Origin of the sequence: Devosia beringensis, assembly GCF_014926585.1 — a bacterium.
In the GTDB taxonomy this organism is placed as follows: Bacteria; Pseudomonadota; Alphaproteobacteria; order Rhizobiales; family Devosiaceae; genus Devosia; species Devosia beringensis.
In genome coordinates this window covers 1,833,833-1,854,764 of sequence record NZ_CP045422.1, presented here as the reverse complement: position 1 = coordinate 1,854,764, position 20,932 = coordinate 1,833,833, and the positions used below count along the sequence as shown (strand labels likewise).

The window sequence follows — 20,932 nt, the reverse complement described above, 5'->3', positions numbered from 1 at the left end:
CCGCAGCGTTTCACGTGAAACGCACCAGACCTAGTTGGTACCTGTCAGCCTGAGACAAATCCCGTCAAGCTGCTCGAGGGTCTTGTAGCGGATTTCCAACTTGCCGCCGCGATCGCCGTGCGCCAGCGATACCGACAGGCCCAGGGCATCCGACAGACGGCGCTCCAGCGCCACGGTATCGGCATCGCGCTCGCTCGCGGAAGCGGTGGGCTTCTTGGTGCCGGCAATGTCGCGCTGCTGGCTCAAGGCCTCGGCCTCGCGCACGGAGAGACCGCCGGACACGATCTGCCGCGCCAGCGTCGCCGGATCTTCCGCCGTGATCAGCGTGCGCGCATGACCGGCGGTCAGCGTGCCGCTGGCCACCATCTCGCGCACATCTTCCGGCAGACGCAGCAGGCGGAGCGTATTGGCCACATGCGAACGGCTCTTGCCGATCACCTGCGCCAGGTCCTGCTGGGTATATTCGAATTGCTCGATCAACTGGCCATAGCCCATGGCCTCCTCAAGCGGATTGAGGTCGGCGCGCTGCACATTCTCGATAATGGCAAGCTCGAGCGCTTCTTTGTCGTCAACATCCCGGATGATAACCGGCACGTCATGCAGACCAGCGCGCTGCGAGGCGCGCCAGCGCCGTTCACCGGCAATCAGCTCAAAAATGTTGGGATCATTGCTCGGGCGCACCAGCAGGGGCTGCATGACGCCCTTCTCGCGAATCGAATTGGTCAGCTCTTCGAGCTGCTCGTCATTGAAGGAGCGCCGCGGATTGGACCGGTTGGCGATGATGAAATCGACCGGGAGCCGCTTGATGCCACCCGATTCGGTGACCCGGGCACCTTCAACCGTAGCCATATCGCCAATCAGCGCGGCCAGCCCGCGACCAAGACGTGTCGGTTTTTCGTTCATGGTCGGGCTCCTATGCCGCGTTGAGCTGCCGCTCGCGGCGGATCACTTCGGTGGCCAGCCGCAGATAGGCCTGGCTGCCGGCACATTTCAAGTCATAAAGCAAAGCGGGCTTGCCATAGGATGGCGCCTCCGACAAGCGCACATTGCGCGGGATCACCGTGTCATAGACCAGCGAGCCCATTTCGCTGCGCACGTCAGCCAGCACCTGTTCACTCAGATTATTGCGCTTGTCGAACATGGTCATCACCACGCCCTGGATCGACAGGCCGGGATTGAGCGTGGAACGGATCTGCTCAATGGTCTGCAGCAACTGGCTGAGTCCCTCCAGCGCAAAGAACTCGCACTGCAGCGGCACCAGCACGGCGTCGGCGGCCACCAGCGAATTGATGGTCAACAGGTTCAGCGAGGGCGGGCAGTCGATCAGGATATAGCTTACCGGCTTTTCGTTGATCGTCAGATCGCCCAGCTGCTTGAAGGCATTGCGCAGCTTGAAGGCGCGGTCGCCATGGTCGGCGATGGTCAGCTCGACGCCCAGCAGATCCATGGTCGAGGGCACGATAGCCACATTGGGCACACTAGTCATGATGGCGGCCTGGGCCACCGTCGCATCGCCCACCAGCAGGTCATAGGAAGACACTTCGCGATCATTCCGCGAAATCCCCAGTCCCGTGGACGCATTACCCTGCGGGTCGATATCCACAATCAGCACGCGTTCACCGACGGCAGCCAAAGCCGTGGCAAGGTTGATGGCCGTCGTGGTTTTGCCCACGCCGCCTTTTTGATTGGCCAGTGTCAGGATACGGGGCGCCACTATCGGCCTCCAGCTCGTTTGCCGCTAACGTACTGTTTTCGCGCTCAGATTCGTGAGCGTGAGCAGAACACCGCTTGGATCGGTGTCGCTGGCTGTTGATACCACGTTAAAGTCCCACCGGGTAACCGTTTCAGCGAGTTCTTCAACATGTTCCCGCCCTTTATGCAGGATCGCCCGTGTGTGGGGGCCAAAGAACGGCGCCATCCACTCACAGAGCTGCGGCAGGCTGGCAAGAGCGCGACATGTGATCACGTCGGGCACCGGTGTTTCACGTGAATCAATCTGATCGCTGCGGCGCCCCTCGACCGCAACCAGCAGACCAAGCTCGCGCGTTACCGTGCGCAGAAAGCTGACCTTTCGGCCATTGGGCTCAACCAGGGTGAACTGCCGATTTGATCCCTTGAGCGCGATGGCCAGCGGCAAGGCGGGAAAGCCGCCGCCACTGCCGATATCCAGAAAGGATTGATCACCTGGTTGCAGCAGACTTAGAACCTGCAGGCTGTCGGCAAAGTGTCGTGACCAGACCGCTTCGAGTGTTTCACGTGAAACAAGATTCTGTACCACCTGCCATTTGGCCAACAGGACAGCATAAGATTCCAGATCTGCGCCGACGGCGCCCAGAGAGCGCGTGAAATAGGCGGCATAGGGTTCAATGGCGGAATAATCAGTCATCAGCTCGCCTTGCGCAGTTCGCCACGGCGAATCACGGCCAGCAGCAGTGTCACCGCTGCCGGCGTCATGCCATCCATGGCCTGCGCCTGGGCGATGGTTTGGGGTCGGTGCTGGGCCAGCTTTTGCCGAAGCTCCATGGAGAGCCCGGGAATGATTGCATAGTCAATCCCATCCGGAATCGACTTGTGTTCATCGCGGCGGACCGCGGCGATATCATCGCGCTGCCGCTCCAGATAAACCGCATATTGGGCGTCGACGACCAATTGCTCCATCACCGGCTCCGCAATCTCGGCGATCTCCGGCCAGAGTTGCACAACCTCAGCGGTGCTCATGTCAGGATAGGACAGCAGTTCGAAGGCCGAACGGGACTTGCCGTCTTCATTGATGGCAATACCCGCCTTCCGGGCGGCGCTGGGTGTGGTCGTCAAGCCCGTCAGCATGGCCCTGCCGCGGCTCAAGGCGTCCGCCTTCTCGCCGAACAGGGCCCCGCGCTGCGGGCCCACCAGGCCCGTTGCCACGCCCAGGGGCGTCAGTCTCTGGTCGGCATTATCGGCGCGCAAATGCAGGCGGAACTCGGCCCGTGAGGTAAACATGCGATAGGGTTCGCTGACACCGCGCGTTACCAGGTCATCGACCATGACGCCAAGATAACTTTCCGTGCGCGACAGCACCAATGGATCGCGACCCACGGCGGCCAGCGCCGCATTGGCGCCCGCCAGCAGACCCTGCGCCCCTGCTTCCTCATATCCCGTGGTGCCGTTGATCTGGCCGGCCAGATAGAGGCCTGGCTGTCGCTTCACCTCCAGCGTGGGCCGCAGTTCGCGCGGATCGACATAGTCATATTCGATGGCGTAGCCAGGCCGGACTATGCGCACCTGCTCGAGACCGGGCATGGAGCGGAGGAAGGTCTCCTGGACCTCTGCCGGCAGTGAGGTCGACAGCCCATTGGGATAGATGGTCGTGTCGTCGAGTCCTTCAGGCTCCAGAAAGATCTGGTGGCTGTCACGATCAGCAAACCGCACCACCTTGTCCTCAATGGACGGACAATAGCGTGGGCCGCGGCTGCTGATCCTGCCGGAATACATCGCCGAGCGATGTAGGTTATCGGCGATGATCTTGTGCGTCTCTGCCGTCGTGCGGGTGATATGACAGCTGACCTGCCTCGTGGTAATGGCCGCCGTCAGCGCGGAGAAGGGCTCTGGCGGTGTGTCCCCGGGCTGCTCTTCAAGGACGGAAAAGTCGATCGTCGAACCATTCAGTCGCGCCGGTGTACCGGTCTTGAGGCGACCCAGCGCCAGACCCATGGTCTCCAGGCGTGTCGAAAGGCCAAGTACTGGCGCCTCGCCCATGCGCCCGGCAGGCGTGGTCTCTTCGCCCCGATGGATCAGACCGCGCAGAAAGGTCCCGGTCGTCAGAACGACCGCTTGAGTTGAAAACCGGCGGCCATCGAGAAGGCGGACTCCCGATACCTTTCCATCGGTCACGTCTATATCGTCGACCTCACCCTCGATGACGTCAAGGTTCGGCTGGCTGGAGATCGCCGCCTGCATCGCCTGACGATAGAGCTTGCGGTCGGCCTGGGCGCGCGGGCCGCGCACAGCTGGCCCCTTGCGGCGATTGAGCACGCGGAATTGGATGCCGGCGGCGTCCGCGACATGGCCCATCAACCCATCAAGCGCATCGATCTCCCGTACGAGGTGACCCTTGCCCAGGCCACCTATGGCGGGATTGCAGCTCATTTCGCCAATGGTAGCGAACTTGTGGGTCACCAAAGCCGTCGGTACGCCCAGGCGAGCCGAAGCGGCCGCGGCCTCACAGCCGGCGTGGCCACCTCCAACAACGATGACGGCATAGTCGCTCATGGCACTGATCTCCAGATGGGCTCAATAGGCCAATGTTTCACGTGAATCAATTCACGGGTCGATTTGGGTGCAGTCGCTAAGCCCGGTCGAGGCATCGCAATGTTTCACGTGAATCATTTACCGATGCAAAAGCTGGCAAATAGGCGATCCAACACCCGCTCGGCATCTATCTTGCCGATCAGCCGCTCCAGCGCCTGGGAGGCAATACGCAGACTTTCAGCGGCGAGTTCCGGCTGCACTAGCTGTGCCGCGGCGGCCTGCAGTGCGTCCTGCGCCGCTGTCAGAGCCAGGCGGTCGCGCTCCCGACTGAGCAGGCTGGGCTCGCCTCCGGTCTTGCTGGCGCCAATAAGCGCTATGGCGGCGATCAGTTCTTCCAGTCCTTGCCCAGTGGCAGCCGAGACCGGCAGTTCAGCAGCCACCGGCTTGCCCAGGTCGGCTTTGGTACCGATACGCAGATCGGCCTTGGCTTTCAACGTCTCATCACTATCGGCGATATCTGGCGCCGTGAGCCAGAGCACAATGTCGGCCTGCTCGATTGCAGCGCGCGCCCGACGCACGCCCTCGGCCTCAGCCTTGCTGTCAGCGTCACGCAGGCCGGCAAGATCGAGTATTATATAAAGCTGTCCGCCAATATCGAGCGGCACTTCGCGCACATCCCTGGTGGTGCCCGCTTCATCGGTGACAATGGCAATGTCGGATCGCGCCAACGCATTGAGCAGGCTCGATTTGCCCGCATTGGGAGCGCCTGCCAGCGCCACTCTGATGCCTTCGCGAATGATACGGCCGCTTTCCGCCGCAGCCAGTGCCGCGATGATGTCGCTCTGCAGTGCCATGATGCTGTCGGCAAAACTCTCCGGCAGCGCATCGGCAACATCGCCTTCATCGGAGAAATCCAGCCGCGCTTCGATCTCGGCCCGCAAATCAAGCAATTGATGACGCCAATCCGCCACGCGCTGACTCAAGCCGCCCTCAAAGCGGGCCAGTGCCTGGCGCCGTTGATTTTCGGTTTCGGCGTCGAGGAGGTCACCCAGACCCTCGATCTCAACGAGGTCAAGCTTGCCATTCTCGAAAGCGCGTCGCGTGAACTCACCGGCTTCAGCCAGACGGGCGCCCAATGCTGTGAGGAGCCGCAGGATGGCCTTTACACCGGCGGGTGACCCATGCACCTGCAGTTCGGCACAATCCTCGCCGGTAAAGCTGTGCGGCGCTGGAAAGTATGCAACGAGTCCGCGATCGAGCAGCGAATCCTGGCCAATGGGGCGGAGGGTCAATCGACGCGGTTCGGGGACGGTACCGGCGACAGCTTGTAGCAATGCCGGGACGTCAGGTCCGGAAAGGCGGATGACGGCGACGCCGGACGGCGTTGCCCCGGAGGACAACGCCACAATGGTATCGCCCGATCGCATGGCGATCAGACGAGGCTAGGGGCGTGTGCCAGTTGCGACGCGCCCATGCCGGTTAGGTGTTCATCGAATCGAAGAAGTCGGAATTCGTCTTGGTCTGGCGGACCTTGTCCATCAGGAATTCCATGGCGTCGATCGTCCCCATCGGATTGAGGATACGGCGCAGCACATACATCTTCTTGAGGATATCGGGCTCGATTAGCAGCTCTTCCTTGCGGGTACCCGACTTGGTGATGTCGAGAGCCGGGAAGATGCGCTTGTCAGCGACCTTGCGATCAAGAATGATTTCCGAATTGCCGGTACCCTTGAATTCTTCAAAGATCACTTCGTCCATGCGCGAACCGGTATCGATCAGTGCCGTCGAAATGATGGTCAGCGAACCGCCATCCTCGATATTGCGCGCGGCGCCGAAGAAGCGCTTGGGGCGCTGCAGCGCATTGGCGTCGACACCACCGGTCAGCACCTTGCCGGACGACGGCACGACCGTGTTGTAGGCGCGGCCCAGGCGAGTGATCGAATCGAGCAGGATTACGACGTCATGCTTATGCTCGACGAGGCGCTTGGCCTTTTCGATCACCATTTCGGCGACTTGGACGTGGCGGCTGGCGGGCTCATCAAAGGTCGAGGAAATGACTTCGCCGCGCACCGAGCGCTGCATGTCGGTCACTTCTTCGGGCCGCTCGTCGATCAGCAGCACGATCAGATAGCATTCCGGATGATTGGCAGCGATGGATTGTGCAATATTCTGCAACAGTACCGTCTTACCGGTACGTGGCGGAGCAACGATCAGGGCGCGCTGGCCCTTGCCAAGCGGCGCCACCAGATCCAGCAGACGCGCCGAACGATCCTTGATGGTCGGATCGGGCATCTCCATGCGGAGACGTTCCTCGGGATAAAGCGGTGTCAGATTGTCGAAGTTGACCTTGTGGCGCACGGCCTCGGGATCTTCGAAATTGATGGTATTGACCTTGAGCAGCGCAAAATAGCGCTCGCCATCCTTGGGAGACCGGATCTGGCCTTCAACCGTGTCGCCGGTCCGCAGACCAAAGCGACGGATCTGGCTCGGGCTGACATAGATGTCGTCCGGGCCTGGCAGGTAATTGGCGTCGGGCGAGCGCAGGAAGCCGAAGCCGTCCGGCAGGATCTCGACGACGCCTTCCCCGGTAATGTCCACTTCCTGGGCGGCCAGTTCCTTGAGGATGGCAAACATCAATTCCTGTTTGCGCATGGTCGAGGCGTTCTCGACCTCGTGTTCTTCGGCGAACACCAGCAATTCGGCCGGAGATTTGGCCTTGAGCTCGCTGAGCTTCATATTCTGCATGTAAACGATAAACCCTTGAGGGAAATCTGGACGCTAGTCGATTGGGGAGGGCAGGCACCGCGCAGCGACCCGGGCGGGCCAGCTTGTGAAATGGGATGCGTGACAACCCACATAACGCGAACCCGCGGCCGTTTCAAGGTTGAACCGCTGTGCCTGTTGCAGATTCACGTGAAACCGTGCGCCTAGAAAGGCTTCACGATCACCATGATGACGATGATGATGGCCAGGACGAAGGGGATTTCATTGATCGCCCGGAAGAATTTGTGGCTACGCGTATTGCGATCTTCGGCAAAGGCCCGCCGCAGAGAGCCGTAAAACCCCTGCATCCCGGTCAGTGCAATGACCATCGCCGCCTTGACCCACATCCAGCCCATGGAAAAATCCACCAGCCCAAGGCCGAAGGCCAGCCACAACCCGAAGATCCAGGTCGCGATCATCGCCGGCACCATGATGCCGCGATAGAGCTTGCGCTCCATGATCTTGAAGGTCTCGGAGGCCTCCGAACCAACGGCGACGCCGGCGTGATAGACAAAGAGCCGCGGCAGATACAGCAGGCCGGCCATCCAGGCGATTACCGAGAGCACATGCAGTGCCGTGACCCATTCAATCATTCCAGAGCCCCCATCAGCGCGAACGCCTAGCCGTTTTTCACCCGGTCGATCAGGCGCGCGACATGATCGATCGGGGTCTCCGGCACGATCCCATGGCCCAGATTGAAGATATGCGGGCGATCGCTGAAGGCGGCGATGATGGCATCCACCCGTTCATCCATCTGGGCGCCACCAGCCACCAGCCGCAAAGGGTCCAGATTGCCTTGCACCGGCAGCGTCTTGGGCAAATGCCCGGACACAAAATCGAGCGGCGTCGCGTAATCCAGCCCTAGCGCATTCACCCCGGTCTGCGCGGCATAGCGCGCCAAATTGCCAGCGGCACCGCGCGGAAAGCCGATAATGGGCGCATTGGGAATACGCGCCCGCACGCCCTCGACGATACGGCGGTTGGGGCCGATGACCCGCTCGTCAAAAGCCAGGTCGTCCAGATTGAGCGCCCAGCTTTCAAACAGCTGCACCACATCGGCGCCCGCTTCGAACTGGGCCACCAGATAGTCGATGCTCGTGGCGACCAGAATATCCATCAGGTTTGCGAAGGCATCCGTATGGCGAACGGCAAACAGCCGCGCGGCGGCCTGATCTGTCGATCCCCGACCGCCGATCATATAGGTCGCCACCGTCCAGGGAGAGCCACAGAAGCCGATCAGGGTCTTCTCAGGAGCCAGCGCAGCTTTAAGCCCCTTGAGCGTCTCCAGCACTGGCGCCAGGTGCGCTAATGCCCGTTGGGGCTGCAGTTGGGCGATGCTGGTCTCGTCCACCGCATCCAGGATCGGTCCCTCGCCTTGTTCAAAGCGAACTTTCTGACCGAGCGCGTCGGGGATTACGAGAATGTCCGAGAACATGATGGCAGCGTCAAGATCGAAGCGGCGCAGCGGCTGCAGCGAGACTTCGATGGCGAGCTCAGGCGTATAGCAGAGGTCGAGGAAGTTCTTCGCCTTGGTCCGGGTCGCCCGGTATTCCGGCAGATAGCGTCCGGCCTGGCGCATGATCCAGATCGGTGGCCGCGCCTGGCGCTCGCCGAGCACGGTGGCGAGCAGAGGTTTATGGATCACGTTCGACTTCCCTTCCAAAACCCCAAAGAGTCTTTCTGACTTCGTATTTGTATTATCATGGCGGTGTTTTGGGGCAATTCACGCCCGTCCACAATCACCCTGCCTCGTGGCACAAGCGCGCAGCCTGATGCTTAACGCGCTGTTAATAGAGTCTGGCAGCCCAGCGCTTCACCTCTGCTTAACACTCCTTAACGAAGCGTTAACGGCCGACTCCGGAGTCAACGATTCGCTTTGGCATGTGCATAAGCGCTTGGCAGCCATGGCGCTGCCGCGAACAGTTATCCCCACAGCTATCAGTAGGCGGTCGAGACCGGCGCCCCGGGCCGGAGTGTTAACAGTTCGGTAACCAAGTCGAACAACTTTGCCGATTGGCCGAAGTCATGAGTCATTGTCACAGCTTGGGCTTGAGCTGTGCATGACAGTGTGGAAAACATGCTAGCCATGTTGATCCTCGCTTCCCAGAGTACCACGCGCAAAGCCTTGCTGGAGCAGGCCGGATTGCGCTTTTCCACTGCCCCTGCCCAGCTGGACGAGAGGGCGCTGGAATCGGCTGCTTTGGCGGCCGGCGGCGATGGTCGCGACGTGGCGGCCGTGCTGGCCCGGCACAAGGCCGAATGGGTGGCCCGCGACCATCCCGGCGCGATCGTGATCGGCGCCGACCAGACCCTGAGCCTGGGCACTGAACTTTTGCACAAGCCGCTCGACCGTGCTGACGCGGTCGCCCAGCTCGAGCATCTGCGCGGCAAGACCCATCGCCTGCATGCCGGAATTGCCCTGGTCCGCGACAGCCAGCTGCTGTGGTCTGATGTGCAGACCGCCGAACTGACGATGCGGGACTTCACGCCGGCCGAACGCGACGATGTACTCGACCGCGAAGGAGACGCCGTTCTGGCCTCGGTGGGCGGCTATCGCCTTGAGGGACCGTCCATCCATCTGTTCGAAAAGGTCGTGGGGGACTACTTCACGATTCTGGGTCTGCCACTGCTGCCATTATTGGCCGCTTTGCGTACCATCGACCCCGAGACCCTCAAGTGACCCGCAAAGCCTTCGTGATCGGCCACCCGATCAATCACTCGCGCTCACCGCTGATCCATGGCCAGTGGCTGGAAGAACACGGCATTGACGGCAGCTATGAAGCCATCGATGTGGCCCCTGAGGCTCTGCCCGTCTTCTTCGAGCGTCTGCGCCGCGGCGAATTCGCCGGCGGCAATGTCACCATTCCGCACAAGGAAGCCGTATTTGCGCTCTGCGACAGCGTCGACCCGCTGGCCGCCACTATTGGCGCGGTCAACACGCTGGTGGTCACGAATGGCAAGGTGCATGGAACCAATACCGACTATCTTGGTTTTCTCGGCAATCTCGACGCCAATGCGCCTGGCTGGTCCGACGGGCCCAACGACGCCATGATCATCGGCGCCGGCGGCGCTGCCCGGGCCGTTTTGGTCGCGCTGCGCCGGCGCAATGGCGGCAAGGTACACGTGCTCAACCGGACGCTGGAAAAGGCCCAGGCCCTCGTCGCCGATATCGACGGGCCCTTCGAGGCACATGGTTTCGACGCCTTTGCCGAACTCGCGCCGCAGATCGGCCTGGTGGTCAACACCAGCGCGATCGGCATGCATGGCACACGCTTCGACTGGCTCGACCTGGCCCTTCTGCCCAAAACCACGCTCGTGACCGATATCGTCTACACCCCGCTGCTGACCCCGCTGCTAGTTGAAGCGGCGGCTCAGGGGCTGCGCACGGTCGACGGCCTGGGCATGCTGCTGCATCAGGCGGTACCGGGCTTTGCGGCCTGGTTCGGCGTCCAGCCGACGGTGACAGCTTCCCTGCGCGCCCGTATCGAAGCAACGCTGGAGTCCTGACATGTGGCGCATCGGACTCACCGGTTCCATCGCCACGGGCAAGTCAACGGTGCTCAAGGCCTTTGCCGATCTGGGCGTACCGGTTTTTTCCGCCGATGCTGCCGTGGCCGAGCTCTATGCCGGTGATGCTGTCGAACCCGTCGAGGCCCTGTTCCCCGGTGTGGCCCGGGATGGGGTGATCGACCGGACCGCCCTTTCGCAACGGCTTGCCGCTGACCCCGCAGGCTTTGCTCGCCTTGAGGCCGTCGTGCATCCCCTGGTCCGCGCCCGCATCGCTGCCTTTCTCGACACGGCTGAGGCGCAGGGTCATGCCCTGGCCGTGGTGGAAGTGCCGCTGCTGTTCGAGAGCGGCTATGACTATGGCTTTGACGCCGTGGGTGTCACCTGGGTGGACCCGGCCACCCAGCGCCAGCGTGCTTTGGCCCGGCCGGCAATGAGCGGGGAAAAGCTCGACGCCATCCTTGCTCGCCAGCTGCCGCAGGACGACAAGAAGGCCAGGGCCACCTATCTGTTCGATACCGGCCTGCCCATCGCCAGAACGGTGGAGATGGTGGAGGCGCTGGTGGCGGCCATCCGAGCAAGAGAGCCAAGACAATGAACCGTGAGATCGTGCTCGATACCGAAACCACCGGCCTGTCGCCAGCCAGTGGCGATCGCCTGGTGGAAATCGGCTGCGTCGAGTTGATCAACCACATCCCCTCCGGCCAGCACTTCCATGTCTATGTCAATCCGCAGCGTTCAATGCCGGAAGAGGCGTTTCGCGTGCACGGACTGAGCGACGAGTTCCTGGCCGACAAGCCGTTGTTTGGCACCGTAGTGGACGATTTCCGGGCCTTTATCGGCGACGCCACGCTGGTCATTCACAATGCCCCCTTCGATATGGGCTTTCTCAATGCCGAGCTCGAGCGCGCCGGGCACAAGCGGCTGTCCAATCCGGTGATCGATACCGTCATGCTGGCGCGCCAGAAGCATCCGGGTGCCCGGGTGAGCCTTGATGCCCTGTGCAAGCATTACGGCATCGACAATGGCCGCCGCACCCTGCATGGCGCCCTGCTCGACAGCGAGATCCTGGCCGAAGTCTATCTCGAGCTGATCGGTGGCAAGCAGGTCAGCCTGGCGCTGATCGCCGAAAATACCGTTTCGGGCGCCGATGCCATCGCCACGCGTGTCACGGCGACCCGCCGGCCCACGCCGCTGCCTCCCCGCCTGACCGACGATGAAGTGGCGGCCCATGGCCTGTTCATCGCCGCCATGGGTGAAGCGGCGCTGTGGCAGCGTTATCAGGACGACAGCAGCGCAGCGTCCTAGGCTCTACCCCATAAAAAAACCCCGGAGCGATCCGGGGTTTATTCTTTTCCGTGTCGAACAATCAGTTCGGCTTGCCCGACCCGTCGGTGGGTGCGGCGAGCGGCGCGGCGCCCTGCTGGGCGGCCAGCTTGGCCAGGTTCTGCCGGTAGATGGCGGCAAAATCGACGGGCTCCATCATCAGCGGCGGGAAGCCGCCCTGCTGGGTGACGCTGGCCAGCACCTGGCGGGCAAACGGGAAGATCAGCCGCGGGCATTCGATCATCAGCAGCTGGCTGAGCGTTGCCTCGGGCACGTTCTTGAGGCGGAAGACGCCGCCATAGATCAGCTCGACATTGAACAGCACGACCGCTTCGCGATTGGCCTTGGCGTTCAGCGTCAGCTCGACCGCATAGATATCGTCAGCCTGCTTCTTGACCGCGACCGAAATCGAGACGTTGAAGGCAGGATTGCCGCCACCGGCCATGATCGAGCCCGGTGCGCCGGGATTTTCGAACGACAGGTCGCGGATATACTGGCCCACCATGTTCATGCTGGGTGGGTTTTCCTGGGCTGTTGCGCCGCCCTGGTTCTCGTCGGTCATAGACGGTTCCTTTGTCGAAAAGCTTTGCTGCTGGCTACCATCTTTGCCGGTGTGCCACAAGCAGGGCCCCGTTCAACCGGCTAGTGTGGCCGGTAATCGTCTTCATCAAGATCAATGGTGCCTGGGCCCCCGACGCGCGGGTCATCCGGCTGGTGCGGCGCGCGATAGCCGGTCGTGGCACTGACCACGGTGACCCGGCTGGCCAGGCGCGCATAGATCCAGCCGCGTACCGGCGGCAGCAGCAGCGCCAGTGCCACCACATCGCTCAGAAAGCCCGGCAGCAGCAGCAGCAGCGCTGCCAGCCCGATCATCATCGCATCGGCAATGGTGCGGCCGGGCAATCTGCCGCTGCCCATATTGCTGCGCAACTGGCCGATCACCTGCATTCCTTGCGCCCTCAGCAAGAGGCCGCCGGCCAGCGCGGCGCCGATGATCAGGGCCAAGGTGGGCAGCAGGCCGATGCTTTGCCCCACCTTGATGAAGATGGCGATCTCGATCAGCGGCAGCAGGAGCAGGCTCAGAACAAAAAATCGGGCCAAGATCGGGGTATCCTTCTCGCAAAAAGCGCGGCAAAACGGCATTGACCCCATCGTGAACTGGTTTTGGGGTGAGCCTTTGCCTATATATAGGCTAAATCGCGCGCTCCACGAGCGTTCCCGCGTCATTTTCCGACGTAGCCGACCGTAAGGTGCTTGCCCAATGGACGAATTCTTCGATCTGCCTACCCTCATCGTCATTGCCATCGCGGTCTTCGTGTTGTTCCGCCTGCGCTCGGTGCTGGGCACCCGCACGGGCACGGAACGGCCGCCGCTCGAGCGCCGCAAGCCCGCCGATGCGCCGGCCAATGAGGATACGGTGGTGCCGCTGCGCCCCCGTACCGCCGCTGCCCCCGAACTCGATGATGATCGCCGGGCCCGCAAGGTGGAGGCCGAGATCGAGCAGTTTGCTCATGGCGACGCCGAACTGGCCGCCGGCTTCCGCGATGTCGCCGAAGCCGACGTGACCTTCACGCCCAAATCCTTCCTCGAAGGCGCCAAGCAGGCCTATGAGATGATCGTGACCGGTTACGCCACCGGCGACCGCACCACGCTCAAGAACCTGCTGGAAAAGGACGTGTTTGACGGCTTCCAGCGCGCCATCAGCGAGCGCGAGGCCGCCGGCCAGACCGTCGACTTCACCTTTGTCGGCCTGCCCAAGGTGGAATATGCCGACGCCGAATACGACAAGAAGAACGTCATGCTCACCGTCCGCTTCCATGCCGAGGTGGTTTCGGCCACCCGCGACAAGGATGGCAATCTGGTTGAGGGCAATGCCGACCAGGTCCAGACCATTGCCGATGAATGGACCTTTGCGCGCAATCCCAAGTCGCGCGATCCGAACTGGAAAGTCGTCTCCACCAGCCAGCTCGACTAGTCCAAGGCCCCTCGCGCCCGGTTCAGCGCCATGTCCAAGCGCGATCCCAAGCGCCTGCCGCACGATTTTCACCTCTGGACGGCCGTCGCCGCGACGGTCGATCCTCTGCGCCGCAAGGGCCTGCTCAAGCTGAGCCACGGGCCCTTGCCGCTGCCGGTGCCCGAAGAACCGCCCACCCCCCCGACCAAAGCCGCGCCCAAGCGCCAGGCGCCGCGTCAGCCTTTCCTGCCGCCCTACCAGGCGCCGGCCCCGGGCAGCGCTGCACCCGACAAGGCGGTCGATCCGGCCATCCGCAAGAAGCTGGGCCGCGGCAAGCTCGATATCGATGGGCGGATTGACCTGCATGACATGACCCAATCTGAGGCACGGGGGGCGCTGCAGCGCTTTGTCCATGCCAAGGTGGCGCAAGGCGCCCGCACCGTCCTGGTAATTACCGGCAAGGGGCTCAAGTCCGATGACGATTATATCGCCGCCATGACCGGGCGGGGAATACTGCGCACCATGCTGCCGATCTGGCTCAATGAGCCATCGCTGGCGCCGCTGGTATCGGGCTGGTCCATGGCCAGTCGCGGCCATGGTGGAGAGGGGGCGTGGTATGTGCGCCTGCGCCGCCGATGACCCCGCTTGGCGCCAAGATCAGGCAATTGCGCGAGGAGCGCGGCATTTCCCTCAAGGACATGGCCAAGGCGCTCAACATTTCGAGCGCCTATCTCTCGGCGCTCGAGCATGGCCGCCGCGGCAAGCCCACCGGCTTTCTGCTTCACCGGATGATCACTTTTTTCAATGTCATCTGGGACGAGGCCGAGGAATTCCAGCGCCTGGCCGAGATCAGCGACCCCCGCATCACCATTGATACTGCCGGGCTGCTGCCCGAAGCCACCGAGCTGAGCAACCGGCTGGCCACCGATATCGGCAAGCTTGACGCCGAGGATTTGCGGGCCTTGCGCGACGAGCTGGTCCGCCGCAGCGGCAAGGCGCGGTGACCTCCCTCCCCGTGGGGGGAGGGAGATCAGAGCTACAAGACGAACTTGCTGAGATCGGTATCGCCGGCCAGCTTGCCCACCTTGTCGGCGACAAAGGCCGCGTCGATGGCGATGGTCTGGCCATGCTTGTCCGGCGCGTCAAAGCTGATGTCCTCCACCAGCCGCTCCATCACCGTCATCAGCCTCCGGGCACCGATATTTTCCACCGTGTCATTGACCAGCACGGCCGCATCGGCAATCGCCTCGATGGCATCCTGGCTGAACGCCAGCGTCACCCCCTCGGTCGCCATCAGCGCAATATACTGCTTGATCAGGCTCGCCTCGGTATCGTTGAGGATGCGGATGAAATCGCCGCGCGTCAGCGCCTTGAGCTCGACCCGAATCGGCAGCCGCCCCTGCAGCTCGGGCAGCAGATCGCTGGGCTTGCTGACATGGAAGGCGCCAGAGGCGATGAACAGGATATGGTCGGTATTGACCGGGCCATATTTGGTCGCAACGGTGGTGCCCTCGATCAGTGGCAGCAGATCGCGCTGCACGCCTTCGCGCGACGGACCGCCCTGGGCGCCACCTTCGCGATGGGCCACCTTGTCGATCTCGTCGATGAAGACGATGCCGTGGTTTTCCACCAGGTCGATGGCTTCGCTCTTGAGCTGGTCCTGATCGAGCAGCTTGTCGGCCTCTTCGGCGATCAGCGGCGCATAGGCATCCTTGACCTTGATCTTGCGTTTGACCCCGCGCCCGCCCATGGCCTGCTTGAACATGTCGCTCAAATTGATCATGCCGATGCCGCCATTGGGCATGCCGGGCATTTCAAAGCCGCCGGTATTGCCCGCCGGCTGCATCTCGATCTCGATTTCGCTGTCATCGATGTCGTTGTTGCGCAGCTTCTTGCGGAATGAATCGCGCGTCGAAGGGGTGGCGGAAGTGCCCACCAGCGCGTCCAGCACGCGGTCCTCGGCATTCTGGTGCGCCTGCGCCTGCACGTCGGCGCGGCGCTTTTCGCGCAGCACGGCGATGCCGGCTTCCACCAGGTCGCGGATGATCTGTTCGACATCGCGGCCGACATAGCCCACTTCGGTAAACTTGGTGGCTTCCACCTTGATGAAAGGGGCTTGGGCCAGGCGGGCCAGGCGTCGGGAAATCTCCGTCTTGCCGACGCCGGTCGGCCCGATCATCAGGATATTCTTGGGGCTGACCTCGCGCCGCAATTCGGGCGGCAGCTGCTGGCGGCGCCAGCGATTGCGCAGGGCCACGGCCACGGCGCGCTTGGCGTCGTTCTGGCCGACGATATGCCGGTCCAGCTCGCTGACGATTTCGCGGGGGGAGAAATTGGTTTCAGTCATTTTCAGTGGTCTTTCCTGGTGCCTTGTCGAGGAAGCGCACCATCAAATGTTCGTCGATAAAGCGACCGTCCACTTTCATGAAACGCGGATCGGTCCCGTAAATCTCAAAGCCGGCCTGTCGGTAGAGGCGCAGCGCCGGCGCATTGTCCGCCGCCACGCCCAGATGCACCTGCAGCACATGGTCACTGGCATGGGCGAGTACCGCCTCGAGCAGCGCCTGGGCACAGCCTTTGCCGCGCCATGCCTGCCGCACATAGACCTGCAGCAGCCAGCCACGGTGGGCTTCACGCTTTTGGCCCTGGTCGAAGGCCATGATGCCGACCAGCTGCCCGTCGGGGCCTTCGGCGCCGAAAAAGGCCAGCTTGTCGAGCACCGCCGCCAGATCGACCACCGCCTGCAGGGCAAAGTCTTCGGCCGTGCGGGTAAAGGCTTCCGGATGCAGGGTCAGTGCCTCGAGCCTTATGGCGCGATAGGCGTCGACGTCATCGCGGGTGAGGCGCCGGACGGAAAAGCTCATGCATCGAGCTCGATGGTTTCGACCGTCACATTGCCATTGGTATAGACGCAGATCTCTTCGGCGATCTTCATGGCGCGGCGCGCCACGTCCTCGGCATCGAGCTCGGTCGCCTGATGCAAGGCCAGCGCCGCCGAATGCGCATAATTGCCGCCCGAACCGATGGCGATGACGCCATGATCGGGGGTCAGCACGTCGCCATTGCCGGTGAGCACCAGCGTATCCTTCTTGTCGGCGACGATCATCATGGCCTCAAGCTTGCGCAGATAGCGGTCGGTGCGCCAGTCCTTGGCCAGCTCGACCGCGGCGCGCATCAGCTGGTCGGGATATTGCTCGAGCTTGGCCTCGAGCCGCTCAAACAGCGTGAAGGCGTCAGCGGTGGAGCCGGCAAAGCCGCCGATCACCGTGCCGCCGGCCAAGCGCCGGACTTTTCTGGCGGTGTGCTTCATGACGGTCTGGCCCATGGAAACCTGGCCGTCGCCCGCAATCACCACCTTATTGCCCTTGCGCACGGAAACGATCGTCGTCCCGTGCCAGCCGGGGAATGCTGAATCACTCATGATGGGAAATACTCCAGAACTGTTGAGTGATATTTAGGTGGTGACAACGCGATTGCAATGCGTGCCAAGGCGCCGCGCGGTCGCGGACCGGCCGGTTGAGACAGGTGAGCGGGCCCCGAAGCGGTTATCGCCCCTGAGTAAGTTAAATAGTGAGACGGTAACCGCCTCGGGGCGCCGGTTTTTGGAACTGTTCGGCGGCACGGGATCGCTCGTCCTCGCACGGCCGTCTCGGAACCTGTGGGAGAGGCAAAGCCCCCACCCGGCTCACCCCACCACTGTTCGCCTGCAGGCCGCCCATGCGGGGTGATGGGCATGAGTATGCGCCAGGTTTTCGGGGCGGGGATAAGATGGATACGTTTTCGCTGCCCGCCGGGTGACAGACCGGGCGTTGGCCCATCGCCAAGCCAATCGCTGGCGCAGCAACGCAATCTTTATGCGCTTGGGCTTATCTGCTAGGACAGCGCCGAACTCGAGCAAAAGAGCCGCCCATGCGTACCGCCAGTATTGCCCGCAAGACCAACGAGACCGAGATCAAAGTCTCGATCAATCTCGATGGCACGGGCGCCCACGCCATGGCCACCGGCATCGGTTTTTTCGATCACATGCTCGACCAGCTCAGCCGCCACTCGCTGATCGACATGGATGTCGCCTGCAAGGGTGACCTGCACATCGATTTTCATCACACCGTGGAAGATGTCGGCATTGCCTTGGGCCAGGCCGTGAGCCAGGCCCTCGGCGACAAGAAGGGCATTGTCCGCTATGCCTCGTCCGACCTGCCCATGGACGGCACGCTGACCCGCGCCGCGCTCGATGTTTCGGGCCGGCCCTTCCTGGTGTTCCGCGCCGAATTCAGCCGCGACAAGGTTGGCGAGATCGACACCGAACTGTTCCGCGAATTCTTCCAGGCCTTTGCCATGAATGCCGGCATTACCCTGCATATCGAGAACTTCTACACCGACAACAACCACCATCTGGCTGAGTCCATGTTCAAGGCGGTGGCGCGGGCGCTGCGGGTTGCCGTGGAGATCGATCCGCGCGCCGCCGACCGGGTGCCCAGCACCAAGGGCACGCTCTAGGCTTTTGTTTTCGCCTCATTTGCACTAATTCACCCACAAGCACGGTGTCACCCGGCGAAGGCCGGGGTCCATCCTGAGATCTCACGATGGATTCCGGCCTGCGCCGGAATGACATCGAGGTGCTGGAGAATAATGTGACCCTTTACGCCATTCTTGATCCCAAACCCGGCCGTGCCGCCCTGCCCGCCGCGATCCCCGAACAGTTCTCCTGGTTGGCCGTCATCCTGCCGCCGGTCTTCCTGCTGCGCCATGGCCTCTGGCTGGAACTGGTCTTCTTCGTGCTGGCCGTGACGGCGCTGGTGCTGGCGGCTGCCGTCATCGGCGACGATGCGGCCTTCCTGCTCTATCTGCTCGGCGCCCTCTGGCTCGGCTTTGCCGCCTCCAGCCTGCGTCGGGCGGGCCTGCGCCGCGGTGGCTGGAGCGAACGCGGGCCGCATGTCGCCGCCAGCGCCGATCTGGCCCAGCTGGAGGCCCTGTCATGAGTCTGGTCACCATCGTGGATTACGGCGCCGGCAATCTGCACTCGGCCGCCAAGGCATTTGAGCGCATGGCTGCTGTCGTCGGCGACATCACCGTTGAGGTCACCGCCGATCCCGACCGCGTCCGTCGTGCCGACCGCATCATGCTGCCCGGCGTCGGCGCCTTTGCCGATTGCAAGGCCGGGCTCGATGCCGTGCCGGGCATGGTCGAGGTGCTGACCGAACGGGTCATCCAGGGCGGCACGCCGTTTCTGGGCGTCTGCGTCGGCATGCAGCTGATGGCCAGCGAAGGCCGCGAAAAGACCGTGACCGCCGGCCTGGGCTGGATCCCCGGCGCGGTGCAGTTCATCACCCCGTCCGATCCGGCGCTCAAGGTGCCGCATATGGGCTGGAACACGATTTCCATCACCCGGGCCCATCCGCTGTTCGACCAGATCCAGGATGGTCCCGACGGGCTGCACGCCTATTTCGTGCACTCCTATCACCTGGTCCCCGAGGATCCCGGTCACCTGCTCGCCACCACCGATTACGGTGGTCCGCTGACCGCCTGTGTCGGCCGCGACAATATGTTCGGCGCCCAGTTTCATCCGGAAAAGAGCCAGGCGCTGGGTCTGCAACTGATCGAGAATTTCCTGAGGTGGACGCCGTGATCCTGTTTCCTGCCATCGACCTCAAGGACGGCCAGTGCGTGCGCCTCAAGCTGGGCGACATGGATCAGGCCACCGTGTTCAACGACAACCCGGCGGCCCAGGCGAAAAGCTTTGAGGACCAGGGGTTCGAGTATCTGCACGTCGTCGATCTCAATGGCGCCTTCGCCGGTGAGAGCGTCAATGGCGCGGCGGTGGAGGCTATTCTCAAGGCAGTGGACTTTCCCGTCCAGCTGGGAGGTGGCATCCGCACAATGGCCCATATCGAAAGCTGGCTCGACAAGGGCCTGGCCCGGGTGATCCTCGGCACGGTCGCCGTGCGCGATCCCGAACTGGTGAAGGAAGCCGCAAAGAAATGGCCCGGTCAGGTCGCCGTCGGCATTGATGCCCGCAAGGGCATGGTGGCGGTGGAGGGCTGGGCCGAGACCTCCGAGCTCAGCGTCATCGAGCTGGCCAAGCGCTTCGAGGGCGCTGGCGTCGCGGCCATCATCTATACCGACATCGACCGCGACGGCATTCTGGCCGGGATCAACTGGGACGCCACCATCGCATTGGCCCAGTCCACATCCATTCCGGTGATCGCCTCGGGGGGCCTGGCCTCGATGGCCGATATCACCCGCCTGACCCAGCCCGATTGCGCCGTGCTCGAAGGCGCCATTTCCGGCCGCGCGCTTTACGATGGCCGCATTGATTCACGTGAAGCACTGGCACTCTTGAAGGGCGTCGCATGACTCTCAAGACCCGTCTCATTCCCTGCCTCGATGTCATGGACGGCCGCGTCGTCAAGGGCGTCAACTTTGTCGACCTGCGCGATGCCGGCGACCCGGTCGAGGCCGCCATGGCCTATGACGCCGCCGGCGCTGACGAGCTGACCTTTCTCGACATCACCGCCAGCCATGAGGGCCGCGACACCATTTTCGACGTTGTCTCGCGCACGGCCGAACACTGCTTCATGCCGTTGACCGTTGGCGGTGGCGTGCGCAGCATCGAAGACATTCGAAAACTGCTGCTGGCCGGCGCCGACAAGGTGGCGATCAATTCGGCGGCGGTGAACGACCCCGACTTCATCGCCCGCGCCGCCGACAAGTTCGGCAACCAGTGCATCGTCGTCTCGGTCGATGCCCGGCAGCGGTTAAGCCAGGCCATTGGCGGCGACAATCGCAGCGAATGGGAAGTGTTCACCCATGGCGGGCGCAAGGCGAGCGGTCTCGACGCGGTGGACTTTGCCATCCGCATGGTCGAGCGCGGCGCCGGTGAACTGCTGGTGACCTCGATGGATCGCGACGGCACCAAATCCGGTTTCGACCTCGAGCTGACCCGCGCCATTGCCGATGCGGTGGCCGTGCCGGTGATCGCCTCGGGCGGCGTCGGCTCGCTGCAGGATCTGGTCGATGGCGTGCTCGAAGGCCATGCCAGCGCCGTGCTGGCCGCCTCGATCTTCCACTTCGGCACCTTCACCATCCCCCAGGCCAAGGCCTATCTGGCCGAACACGGCGTTGCCGTGCGCATGGACCGCCCGGCTTAGGTCGTAG

At 62.8% G+C, this 20,932-nt stretch carries 25 protein-coding genes; 12 read left to right on the top strand and 13 right to left on the bottom strand.

Features of this window, described 5'->3' with window-relative positions; genetic code table 11:
• Positions 1-30: 30 nt before the first annotated feature.
• The 8 genes from GDR53_RS09085 to hemE form a co-directional block, all read right to left on the bottom strand.
• On the bottom strand, positions 31-903 hold the full coding sequence (locus GDR53_RS09085) for a ParB/RepB/Spo0J family partition protein (RefSeq protein ID WP_193337734.1): 873 nt from the start codon (positions 901-903) through the stop codon (positions 31-33).
• A gap of 10 nt (positions 904-913) precedes the next feature.
• On the bottom strand, positions 914-1,714 hold the full coding sequence (locus GDR53_RS09080) for a ParA family protein (RefSeq protein WP_193337733.1): 801 nt from the start codon (positions 1,712-1,714) through the stop codon (positions 914-916).
• A gap of 24 nt (positions 1,715-1,738) precedes the next feature.
• Positions 1,739-2,386 (bottom strand): 16S rRNA (guanine(527)-N(7))-methyltransferase RsmG, encoded by a 648-nt coding sequence (gene rsmG / locus GDR53_RS09075; protein WP_193337732.1) that lies wholly within the window; start codon positions 2,384-2,386, stop codon positions 1,739-1,741.
• Complete coding sequence (gene mnmG, locus GDR53_RS09070) at positions 2,386-4,248, bottom strand: tRNA uridine-5-carboxymethylaminomethyl(34) synthesis enzyme MnmG (RefSeq protein ID WP_193337731.1); 1,863 nt, start codon at positions 4,246-4,248, stop codon at positions 2,386-2,388. Before mnmG ends, rsmG begins: the two co-directional genes overlap by 1 nt.
• Positions 4,249-4,361: 113 nt before the next feature.
• Positions 4,362-5,654: a tRNA uridine-5-carboxymethylaminomethyl(34) synthesis GTPase MnmE gene (gene mnmE / locus GDR53_RS09065; protein WP_193337730.1), complete on the bottom strand. Its 1,293-nt coding sequence runs from the start codon at positions 5,652-5,654 to the stop codon at positions 4,362-4,364.
• Between the two features lie 52 nt (positions 5,655-5,706).
• The gene (gene rho, locus GDR53_RS09060) at positions 5,707-6,972 is read right to left on the bottom strand and encodes a transcription termination factor Rho (protein WP_193337729.1); all 1,266 of its coding nucleotides are present in this window, start codon (positions 6,970-6,972) and stop codon (positions 5,707-5,709) included.
• Positions 6,973-7,154: 182 nt separating this feature from the next.
• Complete coding sequence (hemJ, locus tag GDR53_RS09055; protein ID WP_193337728.1) at positions 7,155-7,583, bottom strand: protoporphyrinogen oxidase HemJ; 429 nt, start codon at positions 7,581-7,583, stop codon at positions 7,155-7,157.
• A 26-nt stretch (positions 7,584-7,609) separates the two neighbouring features.
• Entirely contained in the window at positions 7,610-8,635 is a 1,026-nt protein-coding gene (gene hemE, locus GDR53_RS09050) for a uroporphyrinogen decarboxylase (RefSeq protein WP_193337727.1), read from the bottom strand.
• 432 nt (positions 8,636-9,067) lie between these two features.
• On the opposite strand from hemE, the gene GDR53_RS09045 reads away from it, so the two are divergent.
• From GDR53_RS09045 to dnaQ, 4 genes are read left to right on the top strand one after another with little or no spacing between them, the layout of a single operon-like run.
• Positions 9,068-9,670 (top strand): Maf family protein, encoded by a 603-nt coding sequence (locus GDR53_RS09045; protein ID WP_193337726.1) that lies wholly within the window; start codon positions 9,068-9,070, stop codon positions 9,668-9,670.
• A complete protein-coding gene (locus tag GDR53_RS09040; protein WP_193337725.1) occupies positions 9,667-10,497 on the top strand; it encodes a shikimate dehydrogenase in 831 nt (276 codons plus the stop codon). Before GDR53_RS09045 ends, GDR53_RS09040 begins: the two co-directional genes overlap by 4 nt.
• Before the next feature lies 1 nt (position 10,498).
• Positions 10,499-11,095, top strand: a complete 597-nt coding sequence (gene coaE, locus GDR53_RS09035; RefSeq protein WP_193337724.1) for a dephospho-CoA kinase — start codon at positions 10,499-10,501, stop codon at positions 11,093-11,095.
• A complete protein-coding gene (dnaQ, locus tag GDR53_RS09030; RefSeq protein WP_193337723.1) occupies positions 11,092-11,805 on the top strand; it encodes a DNA polymerase III subunit epsilon in 714 nt (237 codons plus the stop codon). Before coaE ends, dnaQ begins: the two co-directional genes overlap by 4 nt.
• A 61-nt stretch (positions 11,806-11,866) precedes the next feature.
• Here the strand turns inward: dnaQ and secB are convergent, their stop codons facing one another.
• Together secB and GDR53_RS09020 are read right to left on the bottom strand one after the other, a co-directional pair.
• Positions 11,867-12,385 (bottom strand): protein-export chaperone SecB, encoded by a 519-nt coding sequence (secB, locus tag GDR53_RS09025; protein WP_193337722.1) that lies wholly within the window; start codon positions 12,383-12,385, stop codon positions 11,867-11,869.
• 80 nt (positions 12,386-12,465) lie between these two features.
• Entirely contained in the window at positions 12,466-12,924 is a 459-nt protein-coding gene (locus tag GDR53_RS09020; RefSeq protein WP_193337721.1) for an FxsA family protein, read from the bottom strand.
• 160 nt (positions 12,925-13,084) lie between these two features.
• Here GDR53_RS09020 and GDR53_RS09015 point away from each other — a divergent pair, with 160 nt between their 5' ends.
• From GDR53_RS09015 to GDR53_RS09005, 3 genes are read left to right on the top strand one after another with little or no spacing between them, the layout of a single operon-like run.
• Entirely contained in the window at positions 13,085-13,798 is a 714-nt protein-coding gene (locus GDR53_RS09015) for a Tim44/TimA family putative adaptor protein (protein ID WP_193337720.1), read from the top strand.
• Between the two features lie 30 nt (positions 13,799-13,828).
• The gene (locus tag GDR53_RS09010; RefSeq protein ID WP_193337719.1) at positions 13,829-14,416 is read left to right on the top strand and encodes a Smr/MutS family protein; all 588 of its coding nucleotides are present in this window, start codon (positions 13,829-13,831) and stop codon (positions 14,414-14,416) included.
• On the top strand, positions 14,413-14,781 hold the full coding sequence (locus tag GDR53_RS09005) for a helix-turn-helix domain-containing protein (RefSeq protein ID WP_193337718.1): 369 nt from the start codon (positions 14,413-14,415) through the stop codon (positions 14,779-14,781). Before GDR53_RS09010 ends, GDR53_RS09005 begins: the two co-directional genes overlap by 4 nt.
• Positions 14,782-14,813: 32 nt before the next feature.
• Here GDR53_RS09005 and hslU read toward each other — a convergent pair whose 3' ends face one another.
• Genes hslU through hslV form a run of 3 tightly spaced genes read right to left on the bottom strand, consistent with a single transcriptional unit; the run spans position 14,814 to position 17,198 of the window.
• On the bottom strand, positions 14,814-16,124 hold the full coding sequence (hslU, locus tag GDR53_RS09000; protein ID WP_193337717.1) for an ATP-dependent protease ATPase subunit HslU: 1,311 nt from the start codon (positions 16,122-16,124) through the stop codon (positions 14,814-14,816).
• Positions 16,117-16,641 carry a GNAT family N-acetyltransferase gene (locus GDR53_RS08995; RefSeq protein ID WP_193337716.1) on the bottom strand — a complete coding sequence of 175 codons (525 nt, stop codon included), beginning with the start codon at positions 16,639-16,641 and terminating at the stop codon, positions 16,117-16,119. The genes hslU and GDR53_RS08995 overlap by 8 nt, the downstream gene beginning before the upstream one ends.
• Positions 16,638-17,198 (bottom strand): ATP-dependent protease subunit HslV, encoded by a 561-nt coding sequence (gene hslV / locus GDR53_RS08990; protein WP_193337715.1) that lies wholly within the window; start codon positions 17,196-17,198, stop codon positions 16,638-16,640. Before hslV ends, GDR53_RS08995 begins: the two co-directional genes overlap by 4 nt.
• A 488-nt stretch (positions 17,199-17,686) precedes the next feature.
• Between hslV and hisB the strand changes: the two genes are divergently transcribed.
• The 5 genes from hisB (at position 17,687) to hisF (ending at position 20,925) form a co-directional block, all read left to right on the top strand.
• Positions 17,687-18,274 (top strand): imidazoleglycerol-phosphate dehydratase HisB, encoded by a 588-nt coding sequence (hisB, locus tag GDR53_RS08985; RefSeq protein ID WP_193337714.1) that lies wholly within the window; start codon positions 17,687-17,689, stop codon positions 18,272-18,274.
• A gap of 86 nt (positions 18,275-18,360) precedes the next feature.
• Entirely contained in the window at positions 18,361-18,756 is a 396-nt protein-coding gene (locus GDR53_RS08980; protein ID WP_193337713.1) for a DUF2628 domain-containing protein, read from the top strand.
• Positions 18,753-19,403 carry an imidazole glycerol phosphate synthase subunit HisH gene (gene hisH / locus GDR53_RS08975; RefSeq protein ID WP_193337712.1) on the top strand — a complete coding sequence of 217 codons (651 nt, stop codon included), beginning with the start codon at positions 18,753-18,755 and terminating at the stop codon, positions 19,401-19,403. Before GDR53_RS08980 ends, hisH begins: the two co-directional genes overlap by 4 nt.
• Positions 19,400-20,131, top strand: a complete 732-nt coding sequence (gene hisA, locus GDR53_RS08970) for a 1-(5-phosphoribosyl)-5-[(5-phosphoribosylamino)methylideneamino]imidazole-4-carboxamide isomerase (RefSeq protein ID WP_193337711.1) — start codon at positions 19,400-19,402, stop codon at positions 20,129-20,131. Before hisH ends, hisA begins: the two co-directional genes overlap by 4 nt.
• Positions 20,128-20,925, top strand: a complete 798-nt coding sequence (gene hisF, locus GDR53_RS08965) for an imidazole glycerol phosphate synthase subunit HisF (protein WP_193337710.1) — start codon at positions 20,128-20,130, stop codon at positions 20,923-20,925. Before hisA ends, hisF begins: the two co-directional genes overlap by 4 nt.
• Positions 20,926-20,932: the final 7 nt, after the last annotated feature.

Excerpts from the sequence above, each read along its gene's own strand:
- GDR53_RS09085 (WP_193337734.1), bottom strand. The coding sequence starts at position 903 with ATGAACGAAAAACCGACACGTCTTGGTCGCGGGCTGGCCGCGCTGATT.
- rsmG (WP_193337732.1), bottom strand. The coding sequence starts at position 2,386 with ATGACTGATTATTCCGCCATTGAACCCTATGCCGCCTATTTCACGCGC.
- mnmG (WP_193337731.1), bottom strand. The coding sequence starts at position 4,248 with ATGAGCGACTATGCCGTCATCGTTGTTGGAGGTGGCCACGCCGGCTGT.
- mnmE (WP_193337730.1), bottom strand. The coding sequence starts at position 5,654 with ATGCGATCGGGCGATACCATTGTGGCGTTGTCCTCCGGGGCAACGCCG.
- rho (WP_193337729.1), bottom strand. The coding sequence starts at position 6,972 with ATGCAGAATATGAAGCTCAGCGAGCTCAAGGCCAAATCTCCGGCCGAA.
- hemJ (WP_193337728.1), bottom strand. The coding sequence starts at position 7,583 with ATGATTGAATGGGTCACGGCACTGCATGTGCTCTCGGTAATCGCCTGG.
- GDR53_RS09045 (WP_193337726.1), top strand. The coding sequence starts at position 9,068 with ATGCTAGCCATGTTGATCCTCGCTTCCCAGAGTACCACGCGCAAAGCC.
- coaE (WP_193337724.1), top strand. The coding sequence starts at position 10,499 with ATGTGGCGCATCGGACTCACCGGTTCCATCGCCACGGGCAAGTCAACG.
- dnaQ (WP_193337723.1), top strand. The coding sequence starts at position 11,092 with ATGAACCGTGAGATCGTGCTCGATACCGAAACCACCGGCCTGTCGCCA.
- secB (WP_193337722.1), bottom strand. The coding sequence starts at position 12,385 with ATGACCGACGAGAACCAGGGCGGCGCAACAGCCCAGGAAAACCCACCC.
- GDR53_RS09015 (WP_193337720.1), top strand. The coding sequence starts at position 13,085 with ATGGACGAATTCTTCGATCTGCCTACCCTCATCGTCATTGCCATCGCG.
- GDR53_RS09010 (WP_193337719.1), top strand. The coding sequence starts at position 13,829 with ATGTCCAAGCGCGATCCCAAGCGCCTGCCGCACGATTTTCACCTCTGG.
- GDR53_RS09005 (WP_193337718.1), top strand. The coding sequence starts at position 14,413 with ATGACCCCGCTTGGCGCCAAGATCAGGCAATTGCGCGAGGAGCGCGGC.
- hslU (WP_193337717.1), bottom strand. The coding sequence starts at position 16,124 with ATGACTGAAACCAATTTCTCCCCCCGCGAAATCGTCAGCGAGCTGGAC.
- GDR53_RS08995 (WP_193337716.1), bottom strand. The coding sequence starts at position 16,641 with ATGAGCTTTTCCGTCCGGCGCCTCACCCGCGATGACGTCGACGCCTAT.
- hslV (WP_193337715.1), bottom strand. The coding sequence starts at position 17,198 with ATGAGTGATTCAGCATTCCCCGGCTGGCACGGGACGACGATCGTTTCC.
- hisB (WP_193337714.1), top strand. The coding sequence starts at position 17,687 with ATGCGTACCGCCAGTATTGCCCGCAAGACCAACGAGACCGAGATCAAA.
- GDR53_RS08980 (WP_193337713.1), top strand. The coding sequence starts at position 18,361 with ATGGATTCCGGCCTGCGCCGGAATGACATCGAGGTGCTGGAGAATAAT.
- hisH (WP_193337712.1), top strand. The coding sequence starts at position 18,753 with ATGAGTCTGGTCACCATCGTGGATTACGGCGCCGGCAATCTGCACTCG.
- hisF (WP_193337710.1), top strand. The coding sequence starts at position 20,128 with ATGACTCTCAAGACCCGTCTCATTCCCTGCCTCGATGTCATGGACGGC.